Source organism: Methylocapsa sp. S129 (genome assembly GCF_009765995.1).
GTDB lineage: Bacteria > Pseudomonadota > Alphaproteobacteria > Rhizobiales > Beijerinckiaceae > Roseiarcus.
Window position 1 is genome coordinate 205629 of record NZ_LMUI01000048.1, and the last position, 26951, is coordinate 232579.

The window sequence follows — 26951 nt, forward strand, 5'->3', positions numbered from 1 at the left end:
CTCCGGTCATCCCTCGGTTTAACGGAAGGAATTGACCATGTGGATGCGAGGTCTGATTTCCCTGTCGGGCGCCGCCTTCATTGCTTTCGGTTGTGTCGCCTCGGCGCGGGCGTCGGGCGGCCTGTCCGACAACGCTCAGGCGTTTCTCGCCACCGTCAGGAGCAATTTCGCGGCCTGGGATACGAGCCATAAAGGGCGGCTCACCTTGGCCGAGATCGAAGCCGACATGCAGAATCCCGCTATCAAGGGCGACGCCGCGGCGGCCCTGGCGGCGCTGATGTGGGGCGCCAAGCCCAGCAAGGCCGAGCCCGAGCCGCGATCCTACGCCCTCACGGATTTCGACGCGATCGAGAAGACGCTTCTTGACGGCCAGAAGCCGGACCGGAGCTACATCGCCACTTTCGCCGAAGGCCGACGCAAGGTGGCCGCCGAGCGTCGCGAATTGTTCGCCGACAAGGAGCCGCATCTCGACGCCATTCGGCAGCAAAAGGATTCCGATTGCTATTTCAATTCGGCGGTTGGCGCGATCGCGAAGGAGAGGCCACAGATTATCGTCAAGATGATCCGTGAAAACAAGGACGGAAGCTTTACGGTGACGTTTCCGGGCCATGCGGCGGAGAAAATTCCGGCGCCGACGGACGCCGAGATCGCCGCTTATACCGATTCCTCGGATGGACTCTGGTTCAATGTGCTGGAGAAGGCTTATGGAGAAATCCGCAAGATCAATCCCAAGGCTGTCACCGACGAGCCGCTCGACGCGGCGGCGCTCCATGGCGGCAGCACGTCCGAGATCATGACGCTTCTGACGGGCCACAACACCAGGAATATCCTGTTCCCGATCAAGACCGGGCATCCGGCCGACAACAAATTGTTCAATCAAATCCGGACCGAGGTATCGGCCGCGCTCGACGCCCATATGGCGGTTACGACAGGCAAGGTCGCCCATGCCTACGCCGTCGTCGCCTATGATGGCGCGACGGATATGTTCACGCTGCACAACCCCTATGATCGCGGCGGGCAGGAGAAGATGCCCGATGGCGATGGCGCGGCCCGCGACGAAAAAGGGTTCTTCACGATGACGACCGCGAAATTTGTAGAAAATTTCAACAATGTCGTCATTGAGGAGATGACCACCGCGAGCCGCTGACCGGCGGTGGATAAGAGACCCTCACAGCTCCCTTAAAAACGCCGCCGGCTTTTGTCCCAATATCCGCCACGCGCCGATCATTCCCAGCGCCACGGTCAACAGAAGCGCCGCCAGCGCCGCCCCGAGCGCCGCGGGCCAGGAGAAGGTGAAGTCGAGCTGCATGACGCGCGTGACGATGACATAAGCTGCGCCGGCGCCGGCGGCGAGGCCGAAGGCGGCGGTGGCGGCGCCCAGTAAGACATATTCGATCAGGAACGCCGCCAGCAGCCGCGTCCGCGTTGCACCCAATATCTTGAGCACGACGGAATCGTAGATGCGGGTGCGACGATTCGCGGCGAGCGCGCCGGCGAGCACCAGAACGGAAGTTGAGAGTGCGACGCCCGAGGCCGACCGGATCGCCACCGCGAGCTTGGCGACCAAAGCCTCGATCGCCTGCAGCGCATCGCGCACGCGCAGGGCGGCGATCGAGGGGAAATCATGCGCCGTCGCTTTCAGCAGCGCGACTTCGGCCGGCGTCCCAATGTCCTTGGGAAAAGCGGCGGTGACAAGGAACGTATGCGGCGCGCCGTTGAATGTGTTGGGCGAATAGACCAGCACGAAATTGATCGCAAAGCTGCGCCAGTTCACCTTGCGCAGATTGGCGATGGTCGCCGTGATGTTGCGCCCGAGCACATTGACGGTGACGGGATCGCCGATCTTCAGGCCGAGCCCATCGGCGATCTCCGCCTCCATCGAGACGAGCGGCGGCCCGGCATAATCCTTCGGCCACCATTGGCCCGCTGTGATGACGGAGCCCTCCGGCGGGCTCTCGGCATAAGTGACGCCGCGATCGCCTTCCAGCACCCAGGCGACATTCTCCTTCGCCTTGACGTCCTCGGCGAGCGTCTGGCCGATTCGCACAAAACGTCCACGCATCATCGGCGCTTCGACGATCTTGGCGTCAGGCGCCTTGGCGGTCAGAAACTGGCGGAAGCCGTCGATCTCGGCGCCGCGCACATCGAGAAAATAAAAGCTCGGCGTTTCGCCGGGCAGGTTCTGGCGGAGTTGGCCGCGCAGATTGCTGTCGATCAGCGTCAGCGTGACGAGCACCGCGAGGCCAAGGCCGAGCGACAGCACGACAGAGGGTGTCGTCGCGCCGGGCCGGTGAATGGCGGCGAGCGCCATGCGCCATTCGACGCCACGCGCTTTGGGCGCATGGCGCGCTAAGGTCATCACGCCCATCGCGACAAGACGCAGCGCGATAAAGCCGATGATCGTCGCGATGACGACAATGATCGCGATGCGTTGCTCGGCGCTTTCAAACACCGCGAGCGCCGCCAGCGCCAATGCGGCGAGCGCGGTCGCGACGAGATAGCGCCGCCTTGGCCATTTGCCCGGCGATTCCACCAGATCGCGAAACAAGGCGGAGACCGGCAGGTCATGCGCGCGGCCGAGCGGCGCGATCGAAAACACCAAGGCTGTGAGCAGGCCATAGACAAGGCCGAGCGCGAGTTCGCCGGGAACGATCGCCGGCGCCAGCGGAAACGGGATGATCGCGCCAAACAGAGCATCGACCGCGAAGGGCAGAGCCGCGCCGAGCGCCATGCCGATGCCGATGCCGATCAGCGCGACGCCCATGAACTCGACCAAAGCCAGCAGGACGACTGCGCCGCCGGTCGCGCCGATCGATTTCAGCGTCGCCAGCGTCGGACGCTTGCGCTCGACAAAGCCCTGCGCCGCATTGGCGACGCCGACGCCGCCGACGATCAGCGACGTCAGGCCGATCAGCGCGAGGAATTCGGTGAAGCGGTCGAGATTCTTGGAGAAGCTCGGCGAGACATTGGCGCGGTCGCGCGTCTCCCAGCCTGCCTCCGGAAACGCCTTTTGCGCATCGGCGAGCAAGGCCTTGACCGCGGCCCCATTGGGCGGCTCGCCCCTGGCCCCCATCAGCACGCGCGTTGTCCAGCGCACCAGCGATCCCGGCTGGATGAGGCCGGTGGCGCGCAGCGCCTCCTCCGACATGAGCGCGCGCGGCCCGAGGCCGAGGCCGGAGCCGAGCCGGTCCGGCTCCGAGACGATGGTGGTGCGAATCTCGACGCGTGCATCGCCGAGCGCGAAGCGATCGCCGACCTTGAGATTGAGCCGGTCGAGCAGCGCCTCTTCGACCGCCGCGCCATAGACCCCATCTTTCAGAGCGAAGGCGTCATGCGGGCTCATGGCGGGCGCGAATTCCGCCTGCCCGACATCGGGCCATGAAGCCTCGACGGATTTGATCTCGATCAGCGCGGCCGAACCATCGTCGGCGCGCGCCATCGCGCGCATGTCGCCGACGGTCGAAAGCGCGCCGCGCGCACTCAGGAAGCCGCGCTCGTCGGCCGACAATTCGCGATGGATCAGCGAAAAACTCGCATCGCCGCCAAGGATCGCGCGCCCGTCGCGCGACAGGCCATCGTCGAGGCTGCGCGCCAGCGAATTGACGCCGACGATCGTCGCGACGCCCAGCGCAATGCAGGCGAGGAAGATGCGCAGGCCGGCAAGGCCGCCGCGCAGATCGCGTAAGGCGAGGCGCAAGATCGGCGGCAAAAATCCAAAGCTCGCCTTGGGCGTCGGGTCGATATCGTTCACGCGGCCGCCAAAGCTTGCGCCTCGATGCTTCCCGAGCGCAGACGGATCGTCCGGTCGCAGCGCGCCGCCAAAGCCAGATCATGCGTGACGAGCACGAGCGTCGCGCCGCGTTGCGCTCTGAGATCGAACAGCAATTCGATAATCGCGCGCCCCGTCGTTTCGTCGAGATTGCCGGTCGGCTCGTCGGCGATCAGCAGTGAGGGGCGCGGCGCCAGCGCGCGCGCCAAAGCGACGCGTTGCTGTTCGCCGCCCGAAAGCTGGGCGGGATAATGCGCCATCCGTTCGGCAAGGCCGACCGCGGCAAGCTCCGCGGCGGCGCGCGCGAAAGCGTCGCCGATCCCGGCCAGTTCCAGCGGCGCCGCGACATTTTCAAGCGCGGTCATGGTCGGGATCAGATGGAACGCCTGAAAGACGATGCCGATCTTCGCGCCGCGAAACCGCGCCAGCGCATCCTCGCTCAAACCGTCCAGCGAGACGCCGTCGATCTTGATCGAGCCGCTGTCGGCGCGCTCAAGGCCCGCCATCGTCATCAGCAGCGTCGATTTGCCCGAGCCCGAGGGGCCGACCAGTCCGACCGCCTCGCCCTGTGCGATATCAAGGCTTATCTTGCGCAGGATATGGACGCGCGCCGCGCCGCGGCCCAAACTTAAGTCCAAATCGCGAAGTTCTATCGCGGTCTCAGCCATTGCGGGGTTTTTCCGGATGATGAAGCGGGTTCCTTCATATGGGCATTGTTTGGCCTGCGTCCAGTTGGCGGCTCTGGCGCTGGCTTTCGCCGTCGCCCCCGCGCAGGCGCGCATGCTGCATGTCGTCGCGCTCGGCGACAGCTTGACGGCGGGCCTTGGCCTGCCGCCGGGGCAGGGGTTTCCTGAAGTGCTGGGGAAGGCGCTGCGCGCCAGGGGGTATGACGTCGAAGTCGCCAATGCTGGCGTATCGGGCGACACCGCGGCCGATGGCCTGGCGCGCTACGATTGGGGCGTGCCCGAGGGGACGGATGCGCTGATCGTCGAGCTTGGCGCCAACGATATGTTGCGTGGCCTCGACCCGGCCGCCGCCAAGGCCTCGCTGTCGGCGATATTGACGCGGGCGAAGGCCGCCCATATCGCGGTTCTGCTGACCGGCATGCGCGCCGCGCCTAATTTGGGGGCTGATTATCAGAACCGCTTCGATGCGATTTATCCTGATCTCGCCAAACAATTTGGCGTCGCGCTCTATCCCTTCTTCCTCGAAGGCGTCGCCGCCGACCCCAGACTCAATCAGAAGGACGGGCTGCATCCGACGCGCGAGGGCGTCGAGAAGATCGTCGCCAACATCCTGCCGGCGGTCGAAGCGTTGCTCAAGGGGGTGAAGCCGTGAGGAGAAATATCTCTTAATATTATAAGACTCGTCCTCTCCAACACCCGATTTAGACTCGGCGCGAACTGATTCTGGCAGCGGTGGGGACTTTGGGATCATGACGACAGTCGCGCCTTCGCGCTTGCGAATCCGAAGCGGAAATCGCGCTCCCTTCAGCTATGGGATGACGGCCGACCAGACGGCCCATTCCTTCGAAGCCCATGCTGGCAGGCCAACAGCCTTGATCCTGATCGGGCGGTCGCCGCCGTCCGCGACCGCTTCCGCCGTCGGCGCCTTCGGACGCCGCTCATGCCGCTCTGCGAGCAAAGCTATTCCACTGCGGACCAACGCCATCGCCATTTCGCTTCGGGGCGCCGGCGGCATGTCGAAACGCGCTCCATTCGACCGCGGACATCAGTGAGGATCATGCAATTCGCCATCACCGCCGTCGACCGCTATCTCGGCGTATTCGACTCTTTTGTTAGCGCGGGTTGGAAACCGCTTAAATTATTTACGGTCCAGGCGAAATCCGATCTGGCGAACCAGCAGGCTGTGATCGGCTATGCGGAACGGCACGCCGCGGCGATACAACTCTCGCCGATGACCGCGCGCGATCTTGAGGAACTGGGCGAACAGGGATGCGAAGCGTTGATTGTGGCGAGTTACGATCGGAAGATTTGCGACTGGCGCCCATTTCTTAGATATGCCGTCAATTTTCATTCTTCTCCGCTGCCGGACGGACGCGGCCCTTACCCTTCCGTGCGTGCAATCCTGGAGAACCGGGGCTTCTGGGGCGTTACCTGTCACCGCCTGACTCCGGACATCGATCGCGGGGAAATTCTCGCCGCCGAACAGTTTCCCCTGCGTCCCGACGAATGCCACGAAAGCCTCGATCTGAAAATTCAGATGGCCGCAAAACGGTTGGCGACCAGAGTAGCCGGTCAATTTGCCGAGCTTTGGGATTTGGCCAAGCCGCAAGAGGAAGGGAGCTATTGGAAGAAACACGCGTTGGCGGAACACATCATCGATTTCAAAAAGCCGGTCGAAAGCATCATGCGGCATATTCGAGCCTTCGGCGCCATCGGCAGTTTGGCGAGCATTGGCAAGACATGGGTCACCGTCAAACGGGCGGTGGGCTGGACGGAAAAACATGCCCATGCGCCCGGCGTTGTCGTCCATGTCTTTAATCAATCCATCGTTGTCGCAGCATCGGATGGCTATGTCGGAATTCTGGAAAGTCAGCTCACGCCTTCGCACGTCATTGTTCAAATGCTGGCTGACTTGAATGCTCGATCGCAGTGATCAGGCGGTGATGGGTTGCGCCTCCCACGCGTGAGTACGGCGTCGGGTCGGTCCGCTTTCATCGCGAAATTGGATTCTGAACGGATTTACCTGAATTGTGGCCATGAAACAGCAACCGCCCATCCCTAGCCAAGCGCCGAAGCCGCATTCGCTGTTGCAGCGGGCCGTTCGACAACATCAGCTTGGTCAACTTGATCAGGCCGAGCGTCTCTACAAGGCAATTCTCGCAACGCAGCCCGGCAATTTTCAAGCGCTGCATCTTCGCGGCGTTCTTCAATTTCAACAGGGCCGGAATGACGAGGCCTTGCTCTCTCTGAGCGCCGCTCTGCGGGTGAACTCCACGCATGCCGAAGCTTGGTCGGATTTTGGAATTGTTCATGCAGCCATGGCGCGCTTTGAGCAGGCTGTGGCGTGTTACGACAAGGCAATTGCGCTCAAGTCGCATTATGCGGCGGCTCACAGCAACAGGGGCAATGCGCTTATGGCTCTCAACCGCCCCGGCGATGCGCTCGCGAGCTATGACCGGGCGCTTGCCGTCGAGCCATATCTCGTGGAGGCCCTCAACAATCGCGGCGGCGCATTGCGCGACCTGAAACGGCCGGCGGAGGCGCTGGCGAGCTTGGACAGGGCGCTCGCCATCAGGCCGGACTACGCTGATGCGCTCAACAATCGCGGCAACGCGCTCATCGAACTCAACCGGGCCGAAGAAGCGCTTGAGAGTTACGACAGAGCGCTCGCCATTGCCCCCGGTTCCGCTGGCGCGCTTAACAATCGAGGCAATGCGCTTATAAAGCTCGGTCGTCCGAATGAAGCGGTGGCGAGTTACGAAAGGGCGCTCGTCCTGACGCCCCAAAGCGCCGAAGCCTGGAGCAATTGTGGCAACGCACTCAGAGAGATCAAGCATCACGAACGAGCGCTGGAGTATCTGAACCGCGCGCTGGATCTGCAGCCAAATAATACGAGGGCGCTGAGTAATCTGGCCAATACGTTCTTGGATATCAATCGTCCGGTTGACGCGTTGGCGAGCTACGACAAAGTGCTCGCCCTCAAGCCAGATTGCGTCGAGACGCTCACGAGCCGCGCAACGGCGCTCATCAGATTGAACCGCCCCGCGGACGCGCTGGAGAGCTGCGACAAGGCGATCGCCCTCCAGCCCGATCATGTTGATGCCCACAACAATCGCGGCGCTGCGCTCAGCCTCCTCAATCGCGAAGAGGAGGCACTCACAAGTTATGACAAGGCGATCGCGCTCAAGCAGGATTATGCGTTGGCCTTCGACAACAAGGGAATCGCATTGCTCCAGCTCGGTCGCGTTGAGGAGGCGAAGGTCCATATCGAGACCGCGATGAGGCTTGCCCCGACGAGGGCGCGATCCTACCACCACTTGGCGCTGGCAAAACGCTTTGAACCGGGCGACTCACGCATTCAGGCCATGGAGGAACTCGTTCGCGAAGATACGTCGCTGGGCGTGGACGATCGGGTCTATGTGCATTTCGCCTTGGGCAAGGCGTTCGACGACATCGGGAATCGCGAACGTTCTTTTCACCACTTATCGTGCGGCAACGCCTTGAAGCGCAAGCAGTCCGGTTACAACGAGAGGGACGTTCTGGGCCAACTGGAACGCACGCAGGTCGCTTATACCAGTGAGTTGATGAGCCGCAACGAGGCCCGCGGCAATCCTTCGCCGGTTCCTATATTTGTCGTTGGCATGCCGCGTTCCGGCACCACTCTGGTCGAGCAGATCTTGGCGAGCCATAGCGATGTCCACGGGGCCGGGGAGATTAAGGATTTCGACATGGCTGTGCGGGAGCTCGGCGGCTCCGCGGCCTGGGCGCTCCATAGTCCTGAGGTGGTTTCCCAAATGTCGGGCGAACAATTTCAAAGCCTCGGGGCGAATTACCTGAGGCGTATCTTGGCAGCCGCGCCCTCATCGCGCCGCATTGTCAACAAGATGACCGAGAACTTCCGCTTCGCCGGTCTGATCGCTCTTGCGCTGCCCAATGCGCGCATCATTCATGTCCGACGCGACCCCATCGACACCTGTTTCTCCTGCTTCTCGGCGCTGTTTGAGGAAAGTCTGCCCTATGCCTATGATCTCGCGGAACTCGGTCGCTATTATCGCGCCTATGAGGCGTTGATGAGTTTTTGGCGCGGCGTGTTGCCTCAACGAGTGATGATCGACGTGCGATACGAGGATGTCGTCGCCGATGTCGAGGGGCAGAGCCGCCGCATCATCGGCCATTGCGGTCTCGATTGGGACGCCCGCTGCCTTGATTTTCACCTGAGCGAGCGAAGCGTGCGCACAGCCAGCCTCGTTCAGGTGCGCCGACCTCTCTATAAGAGTTCCGTGGGACGGTGGCGTCGCTACGAGGATTTCTTGGAGCCTCTTTTCGCGTCGCTCGCCTCGTCGACCGGTTCCGCCGATAGCGTCCTATTCTAAACGCTTTGCGCCAGAGCCGCGCGTAGAATGTCTGACCCGCGAGGATGTGGTTCGCTCCTGCGACAATGAGGCGGAGTCGAAACATCTCTTAATATTATAAAACTCATCCTCCCCAACACGCGATTTAAACTCGGTGCCGGAATTGATTCTGGCAGCCGCTGGGGACTTTGGAATCATGACGACCGTCGCGCCTCCGCGCTTGCGAATCCGAGGCGGAAACCGCGCTCCCTTCAGTTATGGGATGACGGGCGACCAGGTCTTCTATTCCTTCGAAGCCCAGGCCGGCAGGCCAGCGGCTTTGATCCTGGCCGGGCGATTGCCGCCGTCCGCGACCGCTTCCCTCGCCGGCGCCTTTGGACTTCATGCCGCGGAGTTCGCCCGCTGCGGCGCCGATGTCCTGCTGCTCATAGACGCGCAGGGTCCTTATGCGCAGGATTATATGGCCAATCCGCCGCAGAGCTTGCAAGCTGTCTACTGCCCGCCGGAAATATTCCACGCCTGGGGCTTCGATAGCCAGGCGCCATCGGTTGTCGTCACAGACCGGAACGTGCGCGTGCTCGCAGCGATCGACGGCGACGGAGAAAAAGCCATCGCCGAGGCGGCTCTGGCCTGCGTCGCAGCGGCGCCGGCCGAGGCGCCGCGCGATGTCTTCATGCCAGCGCCGGTCCTGCTGATCCCCAATATTTTCAGCCCCGACTTTTGTCGCGCGCTCATCGACCATTTTGAGGGCAGCGTCCACACGACCGGCGGCATGGCCAGCATCGATAAGCGCGGCCATGCGATTCACAAGATCGATGAGAGCAAGAAGAAGCGAGAGGATTACATTCTGCCTCCCGACAATCCGCTTGGCGAGCGCGTGCTCGAGGCCTTATCGCTGATCTGCCTGCCGGAAATGAAAAAGGCGTTTCAGTGCGACATATCCCATATCGATCGCATCATCATCGCACGCTACGACGATACGGGCGGCTACTTCCGCCGCCACCGCGACAATTCCTCGCCCAGCGTCGCATTCCGGCAATTCGCTCTCTCTTTGAATCTAAATTCGGAGGAGTACGAGGGGGGCTATCTGCTGTTCCCAGAATATAACGCGCACCGCTACAAGCCGGAGCGGGGCGCCGGAGTCATTTTCTCCGCTTCATTGCTGCACGAGGCGACGCCAGTCATCAAAGGGCGCCGCTACACGCTGCTGACCTTCTTGCACAATGCCGAGGGCGAGGCCCGCCGGCTCGCCTTGATGCGTTGGCCTAACGGCGAGACCGGCGCGTTAGGCGGCGCATGAAGCGCCGAACGCGCCTTTCGGGTCAGATGACGCCGGCGGCCAGCGATGAGGAGCCGTGATCCCGCGTCGCCGCCGGCGCGCGACGCTGTCTTTCTTCATTCGAGCTGGCGCGCGGGCAGCACCTATGTCTGGAGCAAGTTTCGCGAGCGGCCTAACGCTTGCTGCTATTTCGAGCCGCTCAACGAACATTTGGCCCACGCCACCGCTGAGATGATCGATGGTTTTCGTCCCTGGTCGTTCGCCCATCATCCGCCGCTCGATGCGCCTTATCTCGAAGAGTTTCGTCCCCTGATCGATCCGGGCGGCGGCGTGCGGGATTTTCCCGCTCATCTCGCCCTCGGGCGTTACTGCGCCGGTTGCGACGCTCATCTGCCGGAGCTTGAGACCTATCTGAACGGCCTCGCCGGACATGCCGCGCGCCGCGGCCGGCGGCCGGTTTACGGTTTCGTGCGCACCGATATGAGGGTGGAATGGTTCCGCGCTCAGGCGCCGGGCGTGCATGTCTTCATTCGCCGCGAGCCGCGGCGGCAATTTCTGTCGATGCTTGGGCAGGCCGCGCGCGGCAACGTCTATTTTCTCGAGCGCGGTTCGCTCATCCTCGAGCACAATAAGGAGGAGCCCGCCTTCGCACCGCTGCATGCGGCGCTCGCATCGTTGCCGGATTCGCTCGGCTTGCGCGGCTTGCCTGAGGGAGGTCTCGGGGAACAGACAGGTCTCGTCCAGCTTTACGTCATCTTCTATTTCATGCGGTTGCTGGCGAGGAAGCGCGGCGAGGCGCATTGCGATCTCGTCATCGATATCGATCGCCTCAGCCTCGAGGATTCCTATCGCCGCGACATCGAAACTCGTCTGGCCGACCTCGTGGGCATGACGATCTCCTTCGCCGATTGCCAGGTCGCGCGTTACGACAAGCATCTTGCCTGGAGCGGTCCGTTCTTCGACGCTCTCGAAAGGCGAATCGAGGCCATCGCTTGCGCTGCGACCGGGCGAAGCTCCTGAGCGAATAGGCGTTACGGCGATGGATGAACGGCGTCCCACGCGCAAAGTGCGGGCGCGGTCCGCTATCTGCGTGATTCCCATTGACTCCCCTATTGCCCCCAGTCATATTCCTCTTAATGGAACCTAAGTTCCATTTTATGGAACAAATTGGACTCACTCGGATGTCCATCCTGTCGGCGGCCGTCGATGTGCTCCGTTGCTTCTCCAGCACGCGTCACGATGTGACCGTGACCGATCTCGTTTCTTTGCTCGGAATGCCCAAGAGCAACGCTTCCCGCCTGCTGCGGGCGATGCGCGACGAGGGGCTGCTCGAAACCGTTGGCGCCAGCAAGCGCTATCGCCCCTCCCTGTTGCTCAATCAGGTCGGCCAGATCTATCGTTTCGCCGCCTCGCTGATCGACCGCGCCGACGCCATCGTCGGCCGCATATCGGACGAGGTTGGGCACACCGGTTATATCAGCGTGCGGCGCGGCGCCGACATTATCGGCGTGACCGCCCATCCCGGGCGGCATGCGCTAAGGGTCGTCACCGCGATCGGCGACCGCATTTCCGCCTTCGCCTCCAGCACCGGCCGGGCCCTTCTGGCGCGGCTCTCCGACGACGAGGTTCGCCAGCTCTATCCGGACGGCCTCGTGCCTCCGTCGGGCACAGCGCCTCAGAACCTCGACGAACTGCTGGCGCGGCTCGCGCGCGTTCGCCGCGAGGGCTACGCCGAATCCCACGACGAGGCGGTCCGGGGGGTGCGCGCCATTTCGGTCGCGGTCGGCGATCCGGCGACCGGCGACGAAGTCGCGCTTTGCATCTCCTTCCCGGCGGCAATGGCCTCGCCGCAGGAGCGCCTCGCCATCATCCGTTCCTTGAGCGAAGGCGCCGCCGAAATTGCGGCGCTGACCCGAGACCCGCTTTTCATCCCCATACGACCCTCAATCGCGGAGACAGCTCCATGAGCAATCGCTGGCGCATCGGCTTGGATATCGGCGGAACCTTCACCGATTTCATCCTCTATGACGGCCAGGAGCGGTCGGTCCGGCTGCACAAGCGCCTGACCACCCCGCACGATCCGTCCGAGGCCGCCTTGATCGGCCTTGGCGAATTGACCGCGATGGCGGGCATCGGGCTCGCCGACATCGACGACATCGTGCATGGCACGACGCTGGTGACCAACGCCGTGATCGAGCGCAAGGGCGCAAAGCTCGGCCTGATCACCACGCGCGGTTTTCGCGATATCCTCGAAATGGGAACCGAACAGCGCTACGACATCTATGACCTGTTCCTGACTTTCCCCGAGCCGTTGGTTTCGCGCGAGCTCCGCCTCGAAGTCGCCGAGCGCATCGACCGCGACGGCAAGGTTGTCGCCGCGCTCGATGCCGCAGCGGTGCGCGCCGCCGCCCGCGAACTCGCCGCCGCGGGCTGCGAAGCGGTCGCAATCTGCTTCCTGAACAGCTATCGCAACCCGGCCCATGAGCAGGAAGCGGGCCGGATCGTCCGCGAGACCTGTCCCGAACTCACCGTCTCGCAGTCGAGCGAAGTCGTCGCCGAGATCTGGGAATATCAGCGTTTCGTCACCACCGCGGCGAACGCCTATGTCCAGCCGTTGATGCGTCGCTATCTCGAGCGACTGGAGCGCGAGCTTGCCGCGCGTTCCTTCACCGGAGCGCTTCGCCTGATGCATTCGGCCGGCGGCCTCGTCTCTCCCGAGACCGCCCGCACGTTCCCGATCCGCCTGCTCGAAAGCGGGCCCGCCGGCGGCGGTCTCGCGACGGCTTTGTTCGGCGCGCTCGCGGGCCACAAGGATGTCATCTCCTTCGACATGGGCGGCACCACCGCCAAGGCCTGCATGATCGAAAACGGCCGCGCCGAAATCGCGCCGATGCTCGAAGCGGGACGCGTCAATCGCCTCGCCAAGGGCTCCGGCCTGCCGATCAAGGCGCCCGTCATCGACATGATCGAGATTGGCGCCGGCGGCGGCTCGATCGCGGCGATCGATGAGGTCGGGCTGCTGAAGGTCGGGCCGCATTCGGCGGGCTCCGATCCGGGCCCGGCCTGCTACGGCATGGGCGGAACCAAACCGACCGTCACCGACGCCTGTCTCGTGCTCGGCTATTACGATCCGGGCTTCTTCCTTGGCGGCCGCATGACGCTCGATCTTGAGGCCGCGCGCAAGGCTGTGGCTTCGGTCGCCGAGCCGCTCGGCCTGTCCGTGGAGGAAGCGGCCTGGGGCATCCATAAGGTGGTGGTCGAGAGCATGGGCGCGGCGGCGCGCGTCCATCTCGTCGAGAAGGGCAAGGATCCGCGGCGCTACGCGATGGTCGGCTTTGGCGGCGCCGGCCCGGCCCATGCCGCCGATGTCGCGCGGGTGCTCGGCGTCCGGCAGGTCATCATTCCCCCGGCCTCCGGCGCGGCTTCGGCTTTAGGCTTCCTCGCCGCGCCGCTCTCCTTCGACATGGTGCAATCGCTGCCGGTCGAGTTCTCCGAAGGTTTTGACGCCGAGGCCGTCAACAATGTGCTCAACGCGCTGGAGATACAGGGCCGCAAGCATCTGATCGAGGCCGGCGTGAAGCTCGCCGACATCATTGTCGAGCGTTCGGCCGATATGCGCCTCGTCGGCCAGATGCACGATATCGCCGTGCCCCTGCCGGCCGGCGCGATCGACGCTTCGAGCCTGGACGCGGTCCGCGCCGCATTCTCCGCCGCCTATTCCGCGCGCTACACCTCAGTCTACGAGGGTGCGCGCCTCGAGGCGATCAATTTCCGCGTCCGTTGCGCCGGCCCGGCGCCGGTTCTTTCGCTGTCCGGGGCGGTCGGCGGCGGCGACGCCGGCGCCAAGGTGAAGGGCGCTCGTCAGGCCTGGTTCGAGAGCGGCTGGAGCGAGGCGACCGTCTATGATCGCTACGCCCTGCGCGCCGGCGATACGATCAGCGGGCCCGCGATCATCGAGGAACGCGAGGCCACCACCATCGTGCCCCCGGGCGATACTGTCACCATCGACGCGGTTCTCAACCTGCTGATCAGCGTCCGGCAGGCCAGCGCCGCCGAAACCACGATCAGCGCCGACATGCCGCTGGCCGAGGCTGTGCGCCGGATCGAGGCCGATCCGATCTCGCTGGAGATCATGTGGAGCCGCCTCGTCAATGTCGTCGAGGAGATGTGGCTGACCGTCTGCCGCACGGCCTTCTCGCTGGTGATCTCGGAAGCGCAGGATTTCGCCTGCGAACTGCTCGATCCCGAGGGCGAGACGCTGGCGCATTCGCCGCGCGCGATGCCGGTGTTCAATCTGACCCTGCCGCGCGCGGTCAAGGCGCTGCTCGAGCGCTATCCCGCCAATGCGCTGAAGCCTGGCGACGTGCTGATCACCAATGATCCCTGGCTTTGCGCCGGCCATCTCTTCGACATCGCCGTCGTGACCCCGGTCTTTCTCGGCGATCGCGTCGTCGGCCTGATGGGCACCGTCGGCCATGTCTCCGATATCGGCGGCACCAAGGACAGCCTCAGGGCGCGCGAGATCTACGAGGAAGGCTTCCAGATCCCGCCGATGAAGCTCTACGAAGCCGGCCGCGTCAACGAAACGCTGATCCGCCTGCTCGGCGAGAACGTCCGCAATTCCGAACAGGTTCTGGGCGATCTGCATTCCTTCGTCGCCGCCAATGCGATCGGCGCCGAACGCCTGGCGTCCTTCCTGAGCGACTATGGCATGCAGGATCTGCGCGCGCTCGCCTCGGTGGTGCAGGACCGTTCCGAGAAGGCGATGCGCGAGGCCATCGCCGCGCTGCCGGATGGAATCTACCACGGAACCGTCTCGAACAATCCGCTCGGCACGCCAATGACCTATCCGCTGGCGCTGACCGTCAAGGGCGACGCGATCCATCTCGACTTCGCCGGCGCGCCGGCGCAATTGCCGCAAGGCGGGCTGAACTGCACGCTGAACTATACGATGGCGCATGCGACCTATCCGCTGAAATGCATGCTGACGCCCAATGTCCGCGGCAATGCCGGCTGCTATCGCGCCTTCTCCATCGATGCGCCGAAGGGCTCGATCCTGAACTGCGACAAGCCGCTGGCGGTCAATCTGCGCACGCGCACCGGCTGGTACATCGCGCCCAATATTTTCCGCGCTTTGTCGCAGGCCGCGCCAAAACAGGTCCAGGCTTTCACCGGTCTGCCTGTGGCGGCGAACGTCTATGGCCGCGATCAGGCGGGCGGCGCCTATTCCGACATGCTGTTCGTCGGCGGCGGTCAGGGCGGCTCGGCCCATGGCGACGGCAAGTCCGGCCTGCTTTATCCGACATCGGCCGCCAACACCTCGATCGAAACTTTTGAGGCGCGCGTTCCGGTGCTTGTCGTGGAGAAAGCCTATGTCGCTGATTCCGGCGGCGCCGGCCGCCATCGCGGCGGCCTCGGCCAGCGCGTGCGGCTCCGGAAGCTTGCCGATGACGGTCTGTCGACGTTGGTTTCGCTCTATCCGGAAGGGGTCAATAACCCGATTCCCGGCCTGTTCGGCGGCCATGCCGGCGGCGGCGCGTCTGGACGCGTCCTCGACGAGCAGGGCCACATCTTGAAGGATGTCGGCACGGGCGAACTCGTCCAGATCAAGCATCCCAACGAGATCGTGGAACTCGTTCTGGCCGGCGGCGCCGGTTACGGCCCGGCGGCCGAGCGCGACCGCCAAGCCATCGCCCGCGACATCGCCCTCGGCTTCGTCTCGCCCGCGGCGGCCAAGCGCGATTATGGCGCGCAGTCCAGCCATGCGACGCAGGATGTCGGCGAAGCGAAGGCCGGCGCCCTTGTTGCTTGACGGAGAACGCCGACAAACACACCGCCCATAAGGGCCAAGCTGGGGGACTGAGGCATGACGGACCAAGCGGATGGGGCGCCTCGGCGCCACCCGAGCCTGTTCGAACCGACGACGCTGGTCCTGATCGCCATTCTTTGCGTCTTTGGCGCGATCATCGGCATGCAGCTTCTGGTGTCGCTGGGCATCACGGCCAATACGTCGCTGATTGGCGCGCTGGCCGCGATCGCGCTGGCGCGCGTGCCGGTGACGCTATTCAGGCGCTACCGCTCGATCCATGTGCAGAACCTCGCCCAGAGCGCGATCTCGGCGGCGACTTTCGGCGCCGCCAACAGTCTGCTCCTGCCGATCGGCATTCCCTTCCTGCTTGGGCGGTCCGATCTCGTCCTGCCGATGCTGGCGGGCGCGTTCGTCGCCATGCTGCTCGACGCTTATCTGCTCTACCGCCTGTTCGATTCGCGCGTGTTCCCCGCGACAGGCGCCTGGCCGCCGGGCGTCGCCGCCGCCGAGGCGATCAGGGCCGGCGACGAGGGCGGACGCAAAGCGGCGCTGATGGGGATTGGTTTTGGCATCGGCGTGATCGTCTCCTTCGTCAAAATGCCGCTGGCCTGGATCGGCTTTGCCGGCTCGACGGCTGTGACGGGAATTCCGATGTCGGCCTTCGGCGTCGCCTTCATCGGCAATATCTGGGCGCTGACGATGTTCGGAATCGGCCTACTGCTGCGCGGCTATGCGGCGCAGCTCTTCGGCGGTCCGCTGTTCGCCGAAATGATTCCGAAGGGCGACCTGATGGCCGCCTATATTCCGCACGGCTTCATGATCGGCGCCGGAATCGTGGCGCTGCTGCAGGTCGCCGTGTTGCTGTTCAGGGGCAGCGAGACGAAGAGCCAGGCGGATGCCGCGTCGGGCATCACCGATACGGGATTGCGGCGCGCGCTCGGCCTTGGCGCCGTCGCCTATCTCACGATCGCCATTCTCATCGCGCTGATCGGCGGCCTGATGACTGACCTGTCGGTCGGCATGTTGATCCTGTTCGTGGTCTACGCCGCCTTCGCGGCCTTCGTTCATGAGTTGATCGTCGGTCTCGCCGCGATGCATTCGGGCTGGTTCCCGGCCTTCGCCGTGGCGCTGATCACGCTGATCATCGGCATGCTGCTCGGCTTTCCCATGCCGGCGCTGGCGCTGCTGGTCGGCTTTTCCGCCGCGACGGGACCCGCCTTCGCCGATATGGGCTATGATCTGAAGGCCGGTTACATCCTGCGCGGCGCCGGCGCCGATCCGGCGTTCGAGCGCGAGGGCCGCAAGCAGCAGCTCTATGCCGCGATGTTCGCCTTCGTCATCGCCGGCCTCGTGGTGCTTGTCTCCTACCCGAGCTTTTTCGCGCAAAACCTGGTCGCCCCGGTCGACAAGGTCTATGCCGCCACCATCAAGGCCGGCGTCGCGCCCGGCGTCGCCTGGCAGCTTTTCCTCTGGGCGATCCCGGGCGCGATCCTGCAATTCGTCGGCGGCCCGAAGCGCCAGATCGGCGTGCTGTTCGCCTCCGGCCTGCTCATCAATTTCCCGATGGCGGGCTGGGCGGTCCTGTCAGGCATCGTCTGCCGGCTGATCTGGGAGAGACTGCACGGCGAAGGCGGGGAGGGCGACATGGAAGTCTTCGCCGCGGGAATCATCGCCGGCGACGCTATCTTCAGCTTCTTCGATTCCGTCATCAAGAACTTCCGGCATTGAGCGCCGAACGCCCGCGCCAGAAGCGGCGAACGCGCGGCGCATGACGAGCGCGGCACGTTTCTTGTATTGTCGCGAGCATGAGCAAACTCACCACGAAAAGCGCGGAAGAAGCGCGCCAACAGGCGATGACGGGCTACCTCGCATTGGCCGCGTTGACGCTTGCCGGCTTGCTGCTCCTCGTCCTGGCGGATCGGTATCTGGGCGGTTAGAGCGAGATGAGAATTGATTGAAACGAACGGATATCTGCGACAGCTTCGTTATTGAGCCATTGTTCGCATGGAGGCATTTTTTTCACTGTTGAGACCTTGTCAATGACGCGCGAAGCGCGCCGCCTTCGGCGGTGGCGCGAAGGGCCATCATTGACAAGGTCTCAACAGTGAAACACGCTCCGCCATGCGAAATGATGGATCACCCTCGACCGCTTCGATCAAAAGCCATCATGCTAAGCATCCTCGTCAGCGGCGATCGAGCACGCGGGGCCTACTCCACGAGGCGCGTGCGAAAAAAGCTGAGCACCTGCGCATCGAACTCCCGATGGAAGGCGGCGCGGTCGAAGCCTGCGGCATCGGCGCAGAGCGCCGGTTGGTTCTTCAGCAATTCGGGCGGGCAGGGCGTCAGGAAAGCAAAATGCGCGGCGTTCGCCACGATGTGAAAATCAGGTTTCGCAGGTAGAACGTCCACGAGAGCCGCGACGCTGCCCGGCGACACGCCGTCGCCGCCGTGTTGCGAGCTCCAGAGCTGCACTGGCGCTTTGACGTCTTTCAGGCTATCGGCCGTCGGGAAGACATTCAAGGGATCGGCGATGACGAAAGCCTTGACGCGCGCATCATGGGTCAGGGTCTGCGTCGGGACATCGTTGCGAAGAATCTGCGCGCAGATTCGCGCCTGCTGGTCGGGGCATGGCACGTTGGCGTGCAGAAAATCCGGATTGGCGCCGCCGATGACGAGGCCGGTGTATCCGCCCCGCGAAAAGCCGAAAAATCCGATGCGCTGCGGGTCGATCTTGGCGGCGTCGGGCGAGGCGCCGAGCATGAAATCGATGAGACGCTTGATGTCGGCCGGGCGTTCGACGAACGCCGAGATATCGTCGGCGCGGCTCATATCGGAGGCCGTGTCGCCGGGATGGTTGAGCGCTGCGACGATGAACCCCGCGTCGGCGAGCGTCTCGGCCGTGTCGTGATGTCCGAGATAGGCGCCGCCATGCCCATGCGAAATCACGATCAGCGGCAGCTTTTCGCCAGCCACCGGACAATTCTGGACGGCCGGAATGAGATAGGGTCCGCGCTTGATATCCGCCGGCGCGCTCGCGCAAGGCGACCACACCAGCGCCTTGATCGCCGGGCCGCCGGCGTCGGCTGGAATTTCGATGGACTCCAGGCCGGCGGCCTGAACGAGCGTCGCCGCCAAACTGAAGATCGCGGCGAGAACGAATATCATGCGCTGCATGGCTTGCCCCGGTCGAGATATCGGCGAGCCGGATAAAGCAGAAATTTGTCCGTCATTAGGCGCCTAGGGCGCCTTCGTGAGCGCCGGGTCGCGAGCGAGAATCTCGAAAGTTATTTGCAACCGCGCCGCGTGAATGGCCGGGCTTGTCCCGGCCATGATGGGTCGGCGCCCTTCGATCAATGCTGGCAATCGCGCGGCCGTGGCTGCATAAATAGAAAACAATGAGCGGCGCATATTTAAGAACTCCCACTCCGGCGCGGATTTTACGGGCGCTTAAGCGCGCGCCGGCGCTCCAGCGGGACGACATCATCGCCGCGACCTACATCGGCATGCGAGTGTGTTGGAAGACGCGCTTCTTTGACGCGCTGGATATTAACAGAGACCCCATCAGACAATTCAGCTTCACCCAGCGCGGCTGGCATCGATTCGCCAGATTCGACCAGCCGATCTATGCGCTCATCGACATCGACCGCCATCCAGAAACCCATCCCCTGCGGCGCGGGCGGCGCGTGGACCTTTATGGAACGATCGTGAAAATAGACACGGTGCTCGGCGTTACGCTGGCGCTCGACCGCTTCGAGATTCTTCCGGTCAATTTGCTCGATCGCTTCGTGGTGATGGGAGACAGCCGCATCTAGCGCGGGAAGATCTACGGTGAAGCCGCCCATCGTTATTGCGAGCGGCGACCCAACGAATGTTTTGCATTCGCCTAGGGATACCCTTCAGACGAAGACTGTCGAAGCCTCAGTCTGGATTGCTTCGTCGCTTCGCTCCCTCGCAAGGACGGAGGGACGATTCAGTCAGTAAGCAGCCTGCTTTAGCCAAGCCTTCTGTAGCGGCTGATGGCGCGATAGGCCTTGTTCGGGCCTGAGACGGCGATATCGGTTTCGAACGCCGACGGAAGGCTCAGCCGATAGAGGACGCGGTAGACGTCGGCGCCGCAATGATGGATGGCGGACGCCTCCGCCTGCGCTGTCGCTGAGGGTCCGAAGGCGAGCCGCACGAACAGGCGGCCCTTGTCGGAACCATCGGCGAAGTCGATTGCGACGGCGCCGGCGAGGAAGCGATAGCGGTAGGATCGCGCCGCTTGCAGCGCGCGGCCGTCCGCCAATGTGAGCTGGCCGCTCTCCCGATAGAGCAGCGCGCCGGGTCCATCGGGCAAGAATGACGCGACGCCCTCCAGCGTCGCGCCCGCGCCTTCGAAGATGCGCGCGATCGCCCAGCGTCCGGCCAGGCCATGAGGCAGGACATCGGACGACCGGAAATTTTCGTCGCGCAGCGCGCTCACGATCAGTCTTCTCCCAATGATCCGCAGATTGGCGCGATATGGGCGTCCCCGCGCCCCCCATCCCGACCTTCCGACCGCAAACGCGAAGCGTTTGTCAGCACATAAGGCGGGAAGGGGGAGGCAGGCGCCGACGTCTCAGAAAACCTCAACCGACAGTCTCAGACGCTCCGCCCTTCCCGCGCAAGCAGGCGCAGCACGGCGCTGAGCACGGCTTTGAGCGAGGCCATGACGATGTTGGGGTCCATGCCGACGCCATGGATGATATCGCCGGCGCTGTCCTGTAGCTCGACGTAGGTCGCGGCGGTCGCATGGGCGCCGCGGCCGACTGCATGCTCGTGGTAGTCGAGGAACGAGAAGTCGATCTTGAAAGCTGTTTTCAGCGCATCGACGAAAGCGTCGATCGGGCCATTGCCGTTACCCTCGATGCGCGTCGTCGAACCATCCGCGCGTTTGAGGACGGCGACGAGTTCGCGGCCCTCGCGGCTGGTCGGGACCATCTGCTGCGATTGCAACGTCATCGGCGCGCCGGAAAGAAGATAGGTCCGGTTGAACAGATCCCAGATGTCGGCGCTGGTCAGCTCCTTGCCGTCACGGTCCATTTGCGCCTGCGCGATTTTCGAGAACTCCACCTGCAGGGAGCGCGGCAGGTCGAGACCGTGATCGGCGCGCAGGATATAGGCGAGGCCGCCCTTGCCCGACTGGCTGTTGATACGGATCACCGCCTCGTAATCGCGGCCGACATCCTTCGGGTCGATCGGCAAATACGGCACCTGGAACAAAGGCTCGTTGCGCTTCTCCTGCGCCTCGAAGCCCTTCTTGATCGCGTCCTGATGCGAGCCGGAAAAGGCGGTGTAGACGAGCTCGCCGACGTAAGGATGGCGCTGGTGCACGGGCAATTGCGTGCAGAATTCGGCGACCTGTTTGATCGCGTCGACATCATGCAGATCGAGCGCGGGATCGACGCCCTGGGTGAACAGGTTGAGCGCCATCGTCACGATATCGACATTGCCGGTGCGCTCGCCATTGCCAAACAACGTGCCCTCGACGCGATCGGCGCCCGCCATCAAGGCGAGCTCGGCCGCTGCGACCGCGGTGCCGCGATCGTTATGGGGATGCACCGACAGGATGACGCTGTCGCGATCGGAAATATGGCGCCCGAACCATTCGAACTGATCGGCATAGACGTTGGGCGTCGCCATTTCCACCGTGGCGGGCAGATTGAGGATCAGCCGATGCTGCGGCGTAGGCTTGACGATCTCTTTGACCGCCTCGCAGATTTCGAGCGCGAATTCGAGTTCGGTGCCGGTGAAGCTTTCCGGCGAATATTGAAAGACGAACTCGGTCTCGGGCGCCTTGGCGGCGAGCTCCATCACTTGGCTCGCGGCGCTGGTCGCGATTTCCTTGATGCCGTCGCGGTCGGTGCGGAACACCACGTCGCGTTGCAGGGTCGAGGTCGAATTATAGAAATGCAGGATGACTTTCTTGGCGCCTTTGACGGATTCGAAAGTGCGCGCGATCAGTTCGCTGCGGCATTGGGTGAGCACCTGGATCGCGACATCGTCGGGAACCTTGTCCCCTTCGATGACGGAGCGCACGAAATCGAAATCGGTCTGCGAGGCCGAGGGAAAAGCGACTTCAATTTCCTTGAAGCCCATGTTCACCAGGAGATCGAACATGCGGTTCTTGCGATCGACGCCCATCGGCTCGATCAGCGCCTGATTGCCGTCGCGAAGATCGACGGAGCACCAGATCGGCGCCTTGGAAATGACCTGCGACGGCCAGCGGCGGTCGGGCAAATGGACGGGCGCGTAAGCGCTATATTTGGAAATAGGCATCATTGTCATAAGAGACCCCTGAACGATCGGGGCGGCCGCATCGCCCTTAAAAAGGGCCGAAAGCGCCGCCGTTCAATGCGAGTGACAAGCCAAACGACCCGGCGCGCTCACAGCGCCGGGCGGCTAAGTCGCAGGGCTAGGTTCAGGGTCTCAAGCCGCTTTCGCATGGCGGCAAATAATCAGAAACGGCGGCGAAAAGCAACCTGCGGATCGCGCGTCTAAGAGTTCCGCGCCGGCCAGCGCAAAGCGATCCAGAACGAGATCTGCCCGATGACGCTCGCCGCCGCCAGGACGATCCCCGTCGATAGGGCGGCGTCCGGGCCGAGCCCGGCGAGAGCCGTGCACAGCGCGCCGACCGCCATTTGCGTAAAACCGTAGAGACCCGAGGCCGAGCCGATCACGCGCGGATTGACGCTGATCGCCTGGGTCAGAGCCGCAGGCGCGGCCATGCCGACGCCAACGGTAAAAACGAACATAGCGCCGATGATCCAGACGACGCTGAGATGACCCGACAAAGCGGCGCCGAGCAGGGCGAACGCCGCCGCAACGCCAAGCGCGTTGGCGGCGATCAAAAGCCGTCCGAGCGCCATTGTTGCGATAAGGCGGCTCGTGAGGATGCTGCCCAGCCACACGCCGGAAACCAGAACCGCGAGATAAACGCCGACCTCCGTGGCCGGGCGATGCAACTGGGTCACGAAGATGAAGGGCGCGGCCGCGATGAACGCATAGAGAGAGGTTGTCGCGCAGCCGCCGCCGATGGAATAGCCAAGGAAAGCGGGCGAACGAAGGAGCCCCCAATAATCGCGGGCGAGCGCGGAGGCTTTGACGCGCGAAGCGGATGGGCCAGTCTCAGGAAGAAGGCGCCAGGCAAAGAGGAAGTTCGCGACGCCCAGCGCCCCCAGAAGAACAAAGATGGACCGCCATCCTGTTGTGGCGGCCAGAGCGCCGCCAACGAGCGGCGCGAGGCCAGGCCCCACCGTCACCATCAGGTTCATTAGCGCGAGCCGCCGCGCTGCTTCGCGCGGAACAGAGGTGTCCCGGACTATGGCGCGTCCGAGCACCAACCCGGCGCAGCCGCCAAGAGCTTGAAAAAGGCGCGCCGCAATCAGCGCGTTGACCCCAGGCGCCAGAGCGGCCGCGAGGCCCGCGCCCGTGTAAAGCGCCAGTCCGGCCATCAATACTGGCCGGCGCCCGAAACGGTCGGAAAGCGGGCCGTAGACGAGCTGTCCGACGGCGAGCCCGAATATGTAAAGGCTCACCGTCATCTGCATCGCGCCGATCCCGGCGCCAAGGTCCGTGGCGGCGGCGGGCAAAGCGGGTATGAAAATATGCATGCCCAGCGTGCCGCTGAACGTGAACAGCGCGAGCAGCCATAGAGGCACGCGCAGGCGCGGCGCTTCGACGACGTTCTCGACAGCGGGAGCCATGAAATGGGTGGTCACAAGTCAAATTTCCCGAGTCGAGCGAAGAGCGGAGACGACCGCCGCATTACTCCATGACGGCGCTATGGTCGATGGCCGCGGGAACTGCGGGCTTCCGCAAGAGCAGCACCAGGGGCATCACCACAAGCGATAGGATCATCAGCAGCTTGAAATCGTCGATGTAAGCGATGATGAGCGCCTGCAGGCTGATCATGCTGTCGAGCGCGGCGCGGCCGGCCGCCGTCAGCGGATTGAGGGCGTGCATCACGGCAGGCGCATGGAACGCGTGATTGAACGGCGTCACATAGGCGGCGATATTGGCGTGGTTGACCTGGACATTTTCCGTGAGCAGCGCGCTCACCACCGAAATGCCGACGCTGGAGCCGATGTTGCGGGAGAGATTGTAAAGGCCCGTCCCCTCGCCCCGCATTGCGGCGGGCAGCGTCGAGAAGGCGACGGTCGTCAGCGGCACAAACAGAAAACCGAGGCCGGCGCCCTGGACGAAGCCGACCGAAACGATCGTCCATTGCGAAACCTCGGGCGTCCAGCCCGTCATCACCCACATCGCCCAGGCCGTCAGTCCGAGGCCGAGCGTCAGCAGGTATCGCGTATCGACGCGCCCGATCAAACGCCCCACGATGAACATGCACGTCATCGTGCCAAGCCCGCGCGGCCCCATGACGAGGCCCGCCGTCATGACGGGATAGCCCATCAGGGTCTGCAGATAGGGCGTCATCAACGCCAGCGAAGCGAGATAGGTGACGCCGACGATGAAAATGAAGATGAAGGCGAGCGCGAAATTGCGATCCAGGAACAATTTTGGATTCACAAAGGAATGTTTCGAGGTGAAAGTGTGGACCAGAAAAATATAGAAGGCCGCCGCGCAGATGATCGCCTCGATGATGATTTCCCCTGACGAGAACCAGTCGAGCTGTTCGCCGCGGTCGAGAAAGATCTGCAGCGCGCCGATGCCGACGCTGAGCGCGGCGAAGCCGAGCCAGTCGAGCTTGGCGCCCAGGTCCTTCTTGGTTTCGAGGACGAATATGCTGATGCCGGCAAAGGCCAGCGCGCCGATCGGCACGTTGATGTAAAACACCCAGCGCCAGCTAATGTTGTCGGTCAGCCAGCCGCCGATCACCGGGCCAAGCACCGGCCCGACCATCACCGACACGCCAAACAAAGCCATCGCCGATCCGCGCTCTTCGACGCTGTACATATCGAGCAGAAAACCCTGCGACAGCGGCACAAGCGCCGCGCCGAACAGGCCTTGCATCAACCGGAACACGACGATCTGGTCCAGCGATTGCGACAGCCCGCACAAAACGGAGGCGACGACGAAGCCGGCGATCGCCGTCAGCAGGACGCGCTTGCGCCCGAACCGACCGGCAAGGAAGCCCGACGGCGGCGTCATGATGGCGGCGGCGACGATGTAGGAGGTCAGCACCCAATTGATCTGGTCGGAACTCGCCGAAACGCTGCCCTGGATATAGGGCAGCGCCACATTGGCGATGGTGGTGTCGAGCGCCTGCATGATCACGGCGAGAATCACACAGGCGGTGATCGCGCCCCGGTTGGCGACCTTCGGCGCGGGAGCCGAGGCGGCGGGATCAGCCATGGGGCTTCTCGTCGCGGCCGAGCCATTTGTTGACGAAATCGGGCAGACCGCGCGCATGGCCGGTGTCGACGTCGACCGTGACGCTCATGCCGACGCGAAGCGGCGGCTTGCCGGCCATGTCTTCGATGCGCACGCGCATGGGGATGCGCTGGACGACCTTGACCCAATTGCCGGTGGTGTTCTGGGCCGGCAGCAGGGAGAAGCTCGAGCCGGACGCCGGACTGATGCTGTCGACGACGCCTTTCCATTCGAGGCCCGGATAGGTGTCGACGCTGATCGTCGCCGATTGACCGGGCCGGACGTAGGTCAATTCGGTTTCCTTGGGGCTCGCTCCAACCCACATCTGGGATGTCGAAACGAGGCTGAAAGCCTGCTGGGAGGCCTGCAGATAGGAGCCGATCTGAATCGCGTCGACATTCGTGACAATGCCGTCGAACGGCGCCCTGACGACGGTATCGTTGAAATCGCGCTGCGCATTGTCAACGCCCGACTTGGCTTGCAGATAGAAAGAATTTTTCTCGATCGGCTGATCGGCGTCGCCGCTGAGCTGGGCCAGCGCGGTGTCCGCCTGGCCTTTCGCCACGGCGACCCTCTGTTTGGTGGCTTCAAGATCATGCTGGGCCTGATCGAAAGCCGCCTTTGTCCCGGCGCCGGTCGTCATCAGATCCTGCTGCCGCTTGAAGACGGTCTGATAATAGGGGAGGTCGGCCTGGGCCTGCTCGATTTGCGCAAGGGCCAGCTTGTAGCTCGCCTGCAGCGTCAGGACCTGATCGTGGACGGTGCCAAGCTGGGCTTTGGCGCCGTCCAGGGCGATCTGGAATGTGTCCTGTCTCAGCCGATAGAGCACCTGGCCTTTTTTCACCGGTTCATTGTCATGGACTTCGATCGCCACGACGGTTCCGGGCACATCGGTCGAGACGCCGACCGTATCGGCCTGGATATAGGCGTTGTCGGTCGACATGATCTGACCGCCCGTCACGTAAAAATAGCCGCCCGCGACCAAAGCGATCGGCAGAAGAGCGAACAATAAGGGGCGCGTCAGCCCGCGCTTGGGCTGGCGCGCAGGAGCGGTCGGCGCTGCGGGACCGGCGGCCTTTTCAGCGGGCGGCGCCTTGGGCGCGGCGGGCGCCTCCGCTTCGGGGGTGGGCTTCCTCAGTTCGCGCACGGCGTCAAGCCGCGTCGGCGCTGTCGGATCGCCGGCAGGGCCGGCCACTTCCGCGGGGACGCGGTGAATCTCAGCCATAATATGCTTCCTTCTCGGCGACCGGCGCTCGCGTGGCCGCCATCAAGTTTGTTTTCATTTGGGTCAGCGTCTGAAGAAGCTGGCTGCGATCCGCCTCGGAAACGCCGTCAAGCGCCTCCGCGCGCGTCGCTTCGCCGATCGGCTGCATGGCGGCGAGCAAAGGCCGCGCCGCCTCCTTCAGGAACAGCAGCCAGGTGCGCCGGTCGGTCGGATGCTGGCGGCGCTCGATCAGGTCGCGCTCGGCGAGCTTATCGAGAATGCGCACCAGCGTGATCGGTTCAATCTCAAGCAATTCGGCGAGGCCCGCCTGATGGATGCCTTCATTCCTTGATAGGTAGACGATCGCTTGCCACTGCGAGCGGGTGAAGCCGAGATTTCTGGCGCGCTGTTCGAAGCGCTTGCGCAACAGACGCGCGACGTCGTGCAGCAAAAAGCCGAGGGTTGGATGCAGGTCGTTCATGGATCGTTTTGAGAGCCGCG

General features: G+C 63.6%; 21 protein-coding genes and 1 pseudogene. 12 read left to right on the forward strand and 10 right to left on the reverse strand.

Features of this window, described 5'->3' with window-relative positions; genetic code table 11:
- Positions 1-37: 37 nt before the first annotated feature.
- Positions 38-1147 (forward strand): C2 family cysteine protease, encoded by a 1110-nt coding sequence (locus GSQ90_RS26180; protein ID WP_158817900.1) that lies wholly within the window; start codon positions 38-40, stop codon positions 1145-1147.
- Positions 1148-1168: 21 nt separating this feature from the next.
- Here the strand turns inward: GSQ90_RS26180 and GSQ90_RS26185 are convergent, their stop codons facing one another.
- Together GSQ90_RS26185 and GSQ90_RS26190 are read right to left on the reverse strand one after the other, a co-directional pair.
- Positions 1169-3751, reverse strand: a complete 2583-nt coding sequence (locus GSQ90_RS26185) for an ABC transporter permease (protein WP_158817901.1) — start codon at positions 3749-3751, stop codon at positions 1169-1171.
- The gene (locus GSQ90_RS26190) at positions 3748-4437 is read right to left on the reverse strand and encodes an ABC transporter ATP-binding protein (RefSeq protein ID WP_158817902.1); all 690 of its coding nucleotides are present in this window, start codon (positions 4435-4437) and stop codon (positions 3748-3750) included. The genes GSQ90_RS26185 and GSQ90_RS26190 overlap by 4 nt, the downstream gene beginning before the upstream one ends.
- Positions 4438-4453: 16 nt before the next feature.
- Here GSQ90_RS26190 and GSQ90_RS26195 point away from each other — a divergent pair, with 16 nt between their 5' ends.
- Positions 4454-5107 carry an arylesterase gene (locus tag GSQ90_RS26195; RefSeq protein WP_371418447.1) on the forward strand — a complete coding sequence of 218 codons (654 nt, stop codon included), beginning with the start codon at positions 4454-4456 and terminating at the stop codon, positions 5105-5107.
- Between the two features lie 156 nt (positions 5108-5263).
- Here the strand turns inward: GSQ90_RS26195 and GSQ90_RS26200 are convergent, their stop codons facing one another.
- Complete coding sequence (locus GSQ90_RS26200; protein ID WP_158817903.1) at positions 5264-5470, reverse strand: hypothetical protein; 207 nt, start codon at positions 5468-5470, stop codon at positions 5264-5266.
- 216 nt (positions 5471-5686) lie between these two features.
- Here GSQ90_RS26200 and GSQ90_RS26205 point away from each other — a divergent pair, with 216 nt between their 5' ends.
- The 9 genes and pseudogenes from GSQ90_RS26205 to GSQ90_RS32735 all read left to right on the forward strand — a co-directional run bounded on the left by GSQ90_RS26205 (position 5687) and on the right by GSQ90_RS32735 (position 17832).
- A complete protein-coding gene (locus tag GSQ90_RS26205) occupies positions 5687-6388 on the forward strand; it encodes a formyltransferase family protein (RefSeq protein ID WP_210254985.1) in 702 nt (233 codons plus the stop codon).
- Between the two features lie 103 nt (positions 6389-6491).
- Positions 6492-7589: pseudogene (locus GSQ90_RS32970) on the forward strand (tetratricopeptide repeat protein); the annotation flags it as partial.
- 144 nt (positions 7590-7733) lie between these two features.
- Positions 7734-8828, forward strand: coding sequence for a sulfotransferase (locus tag GSQ90_RS32565; protein WP_246731783.1), 1095 nt, complete (start codon positions 7734-7736; stop codon positions 8826-8828).
- A 241-nt stretch (positions 8829-9069) separates the two neighbouring features.
- Entirely contained in the window at positions 9070-10107 is a 1038-nt protein-coding gene (locus GSQ90_RS26215) for a 2OG-Fe(II) oxygenase (RefSeq protein ID WP_158817906.1), read from the forward strand.
- 45 nt (positions 10108-10152) lie between these two features.
- A complete protein-coding gene (locus tag GSQ90_RS26220; protein WP_158817907.1) occupies positions 10153-11106 on the forward strand; it encodes a hypothetical protein in 954 nt (317 codons plus the stop codon).
- 161 nt (positions 11107-11267) lie between these two features.
- Complete coding sequence (locus GSQ90_RS26225) at positions 11268-12053, forward strand: IclR family transcriptional regulator (protein ID WP_158817908.1); 786 nt, start codon at positions 11268-11270, stop codon at positions 12051-12053.
- A complete protein-coding gene (locus GSQ90_RS26230) occupies positions 12050-15898 on the forward strand; it encodes a hydantoinase B/oxoprolinase family protein (RefSeq protein ID WP_158817909.1) in 3849 nt (1282 codons plus the stop codon). Before GSQ90_RS26225 ends, GSQ90_RS26230 begins: the two co-directional genes overlap by 4 nt.
- Before the next feature lie 54 nt (positions 15899-15952).
- The gene (locus GSQ90_RS26235) at positions 15953-17623 is read left to right on the forward strand and encodes an OPT/YSL family transporter (protein WP_158817910.1); all 1671 of its coding nucleotides are present in this window, start codon (positions 15953-15955) and stop codon (positions 17621-17623) included.
- Between the two features lie 77 nt (positions 17624-17700).
- A complete protein-coding gene (locus tag GSQ90_RS32735; RefSeq protein ID WP_256366630.1) occupies positions 17701-17832 on the forward strand; it encodes a hypothetical protein in 132 nt (43 codons plus the stop codon).
- Positions 17833-18103: 271 nt separating this feature from the next.
- Here the strand turns inward: GSQ90_RS32735 and GSQ90_RS26240 are convergent, their stop codons facing one another.
- A complete protein-coding gene (locus GSQ90_RS26240; protein ID WP_158817911.1) occupies positions 18104-19069 on the reverse strand; it encodes a serine aminopeptidase domain-containing protein in 966 nt (321 codons plus the stop codon).
- A gap of 221 nt (positions 19070-19290) precedes the next feature.
- On the opposite strand from GSQ90_RS26240, the gene GSQ90_RS26245 reads away from it, so the two are divergent.
- Positions 19291-19707: a hypothetical protein gene (locus GSQ90_RS26245; RefSeq protein ID WP_158817912.1), complete on the forward strand. Its 417-nt coding sequence runs from the start codon at positions 19291-19293 to the stop codon at positions 19705-19707.
- 179 nt (positions 19708-19886) lie between these two features.
- On the opposite strand, the gene GSQ90_RS26250 is transcribed toward GSQ90_RS26245, so the two are convergent.
- The 6 genes from GSQ90_RS26250 to GSQ90_RS26275 form a co-directional block, all read right to left on the reverse strand.
- Complete coding sequence (locus tag GSQ90_RS26250) at positions 19887-20357, reverse strand: DUF6314 family protein (protein WP_246731784.1); 471 nt, start codon at positions 20355-20357, stop codon at positions 19887-19889.
- A gap of 158 nt (positions 20358-20515) precedes the next feature.
- The gene (gene leuA, locus GSQ90_RS26255) at positions 20516-22192 is read right to left on the reverse strand and encodes a 2-isopropylmalate synthase (protein WP_210254995.1); all 1677 of its coding nucleotides are present in this window, start codon (positions 22190-22192) and stop codon (positions 20516-20518) included.
- 218 nt (positions 22193-22410) lie between these two features.
- A complete protein-coding gene (locus GSQ90_RS26260) occupies positions 22411-23634 on the reverse strand; it encodes a multidrug effflux MFS transporter (RefSeq protein ID WP_246731785.1) in 1224 nt (407 codons plus the stop codon).
- A 46-nt stretch (positions 23635-23680) separates the two neighbouring features.
- On the reverse strand, positions 23681-25228 hold the full coding sequence (locus tag GSQ90_RS26265) for a DHA2 family efflux MFS transporter permease subunit (RefSeq protein WP_158817913.1): 1548 nt from the start codon (positions 25226-25228) through the stop codon (positions 23681-23683).
- Positions 25221-26471: an HlyD family secretion protein gene (locus tag GSQ90_RS26270; protein WP_158817914.1), complete on the reverse strand. Its 1251-nt coding sequence runs from the start codon at positions 26469-26471 to the stop codon at positions 25221-25223. The genes GSQ90_RS26265 and GSQ90_RS26270 overlap by 8 nt, the downstream gene beginning before the upstream one ends.
- Complete coding sequence (locus GSQ90_RS26275; RefSeq protein ID WP_158817915.1) at positions 26464-26931, reverse strand: MarR family winged helix-turn-helix transcriptional regulator; 468 nt, start codon at positions 26929-26931, stop codon at positions 26464-26466. Before GSQ90_RS26275 ends, GSQ90_RS26270 begins: the two co-directional genes overlap by 8 nt.
- Positions 26932-26951 lie beyond the last annotated feature (20 nt).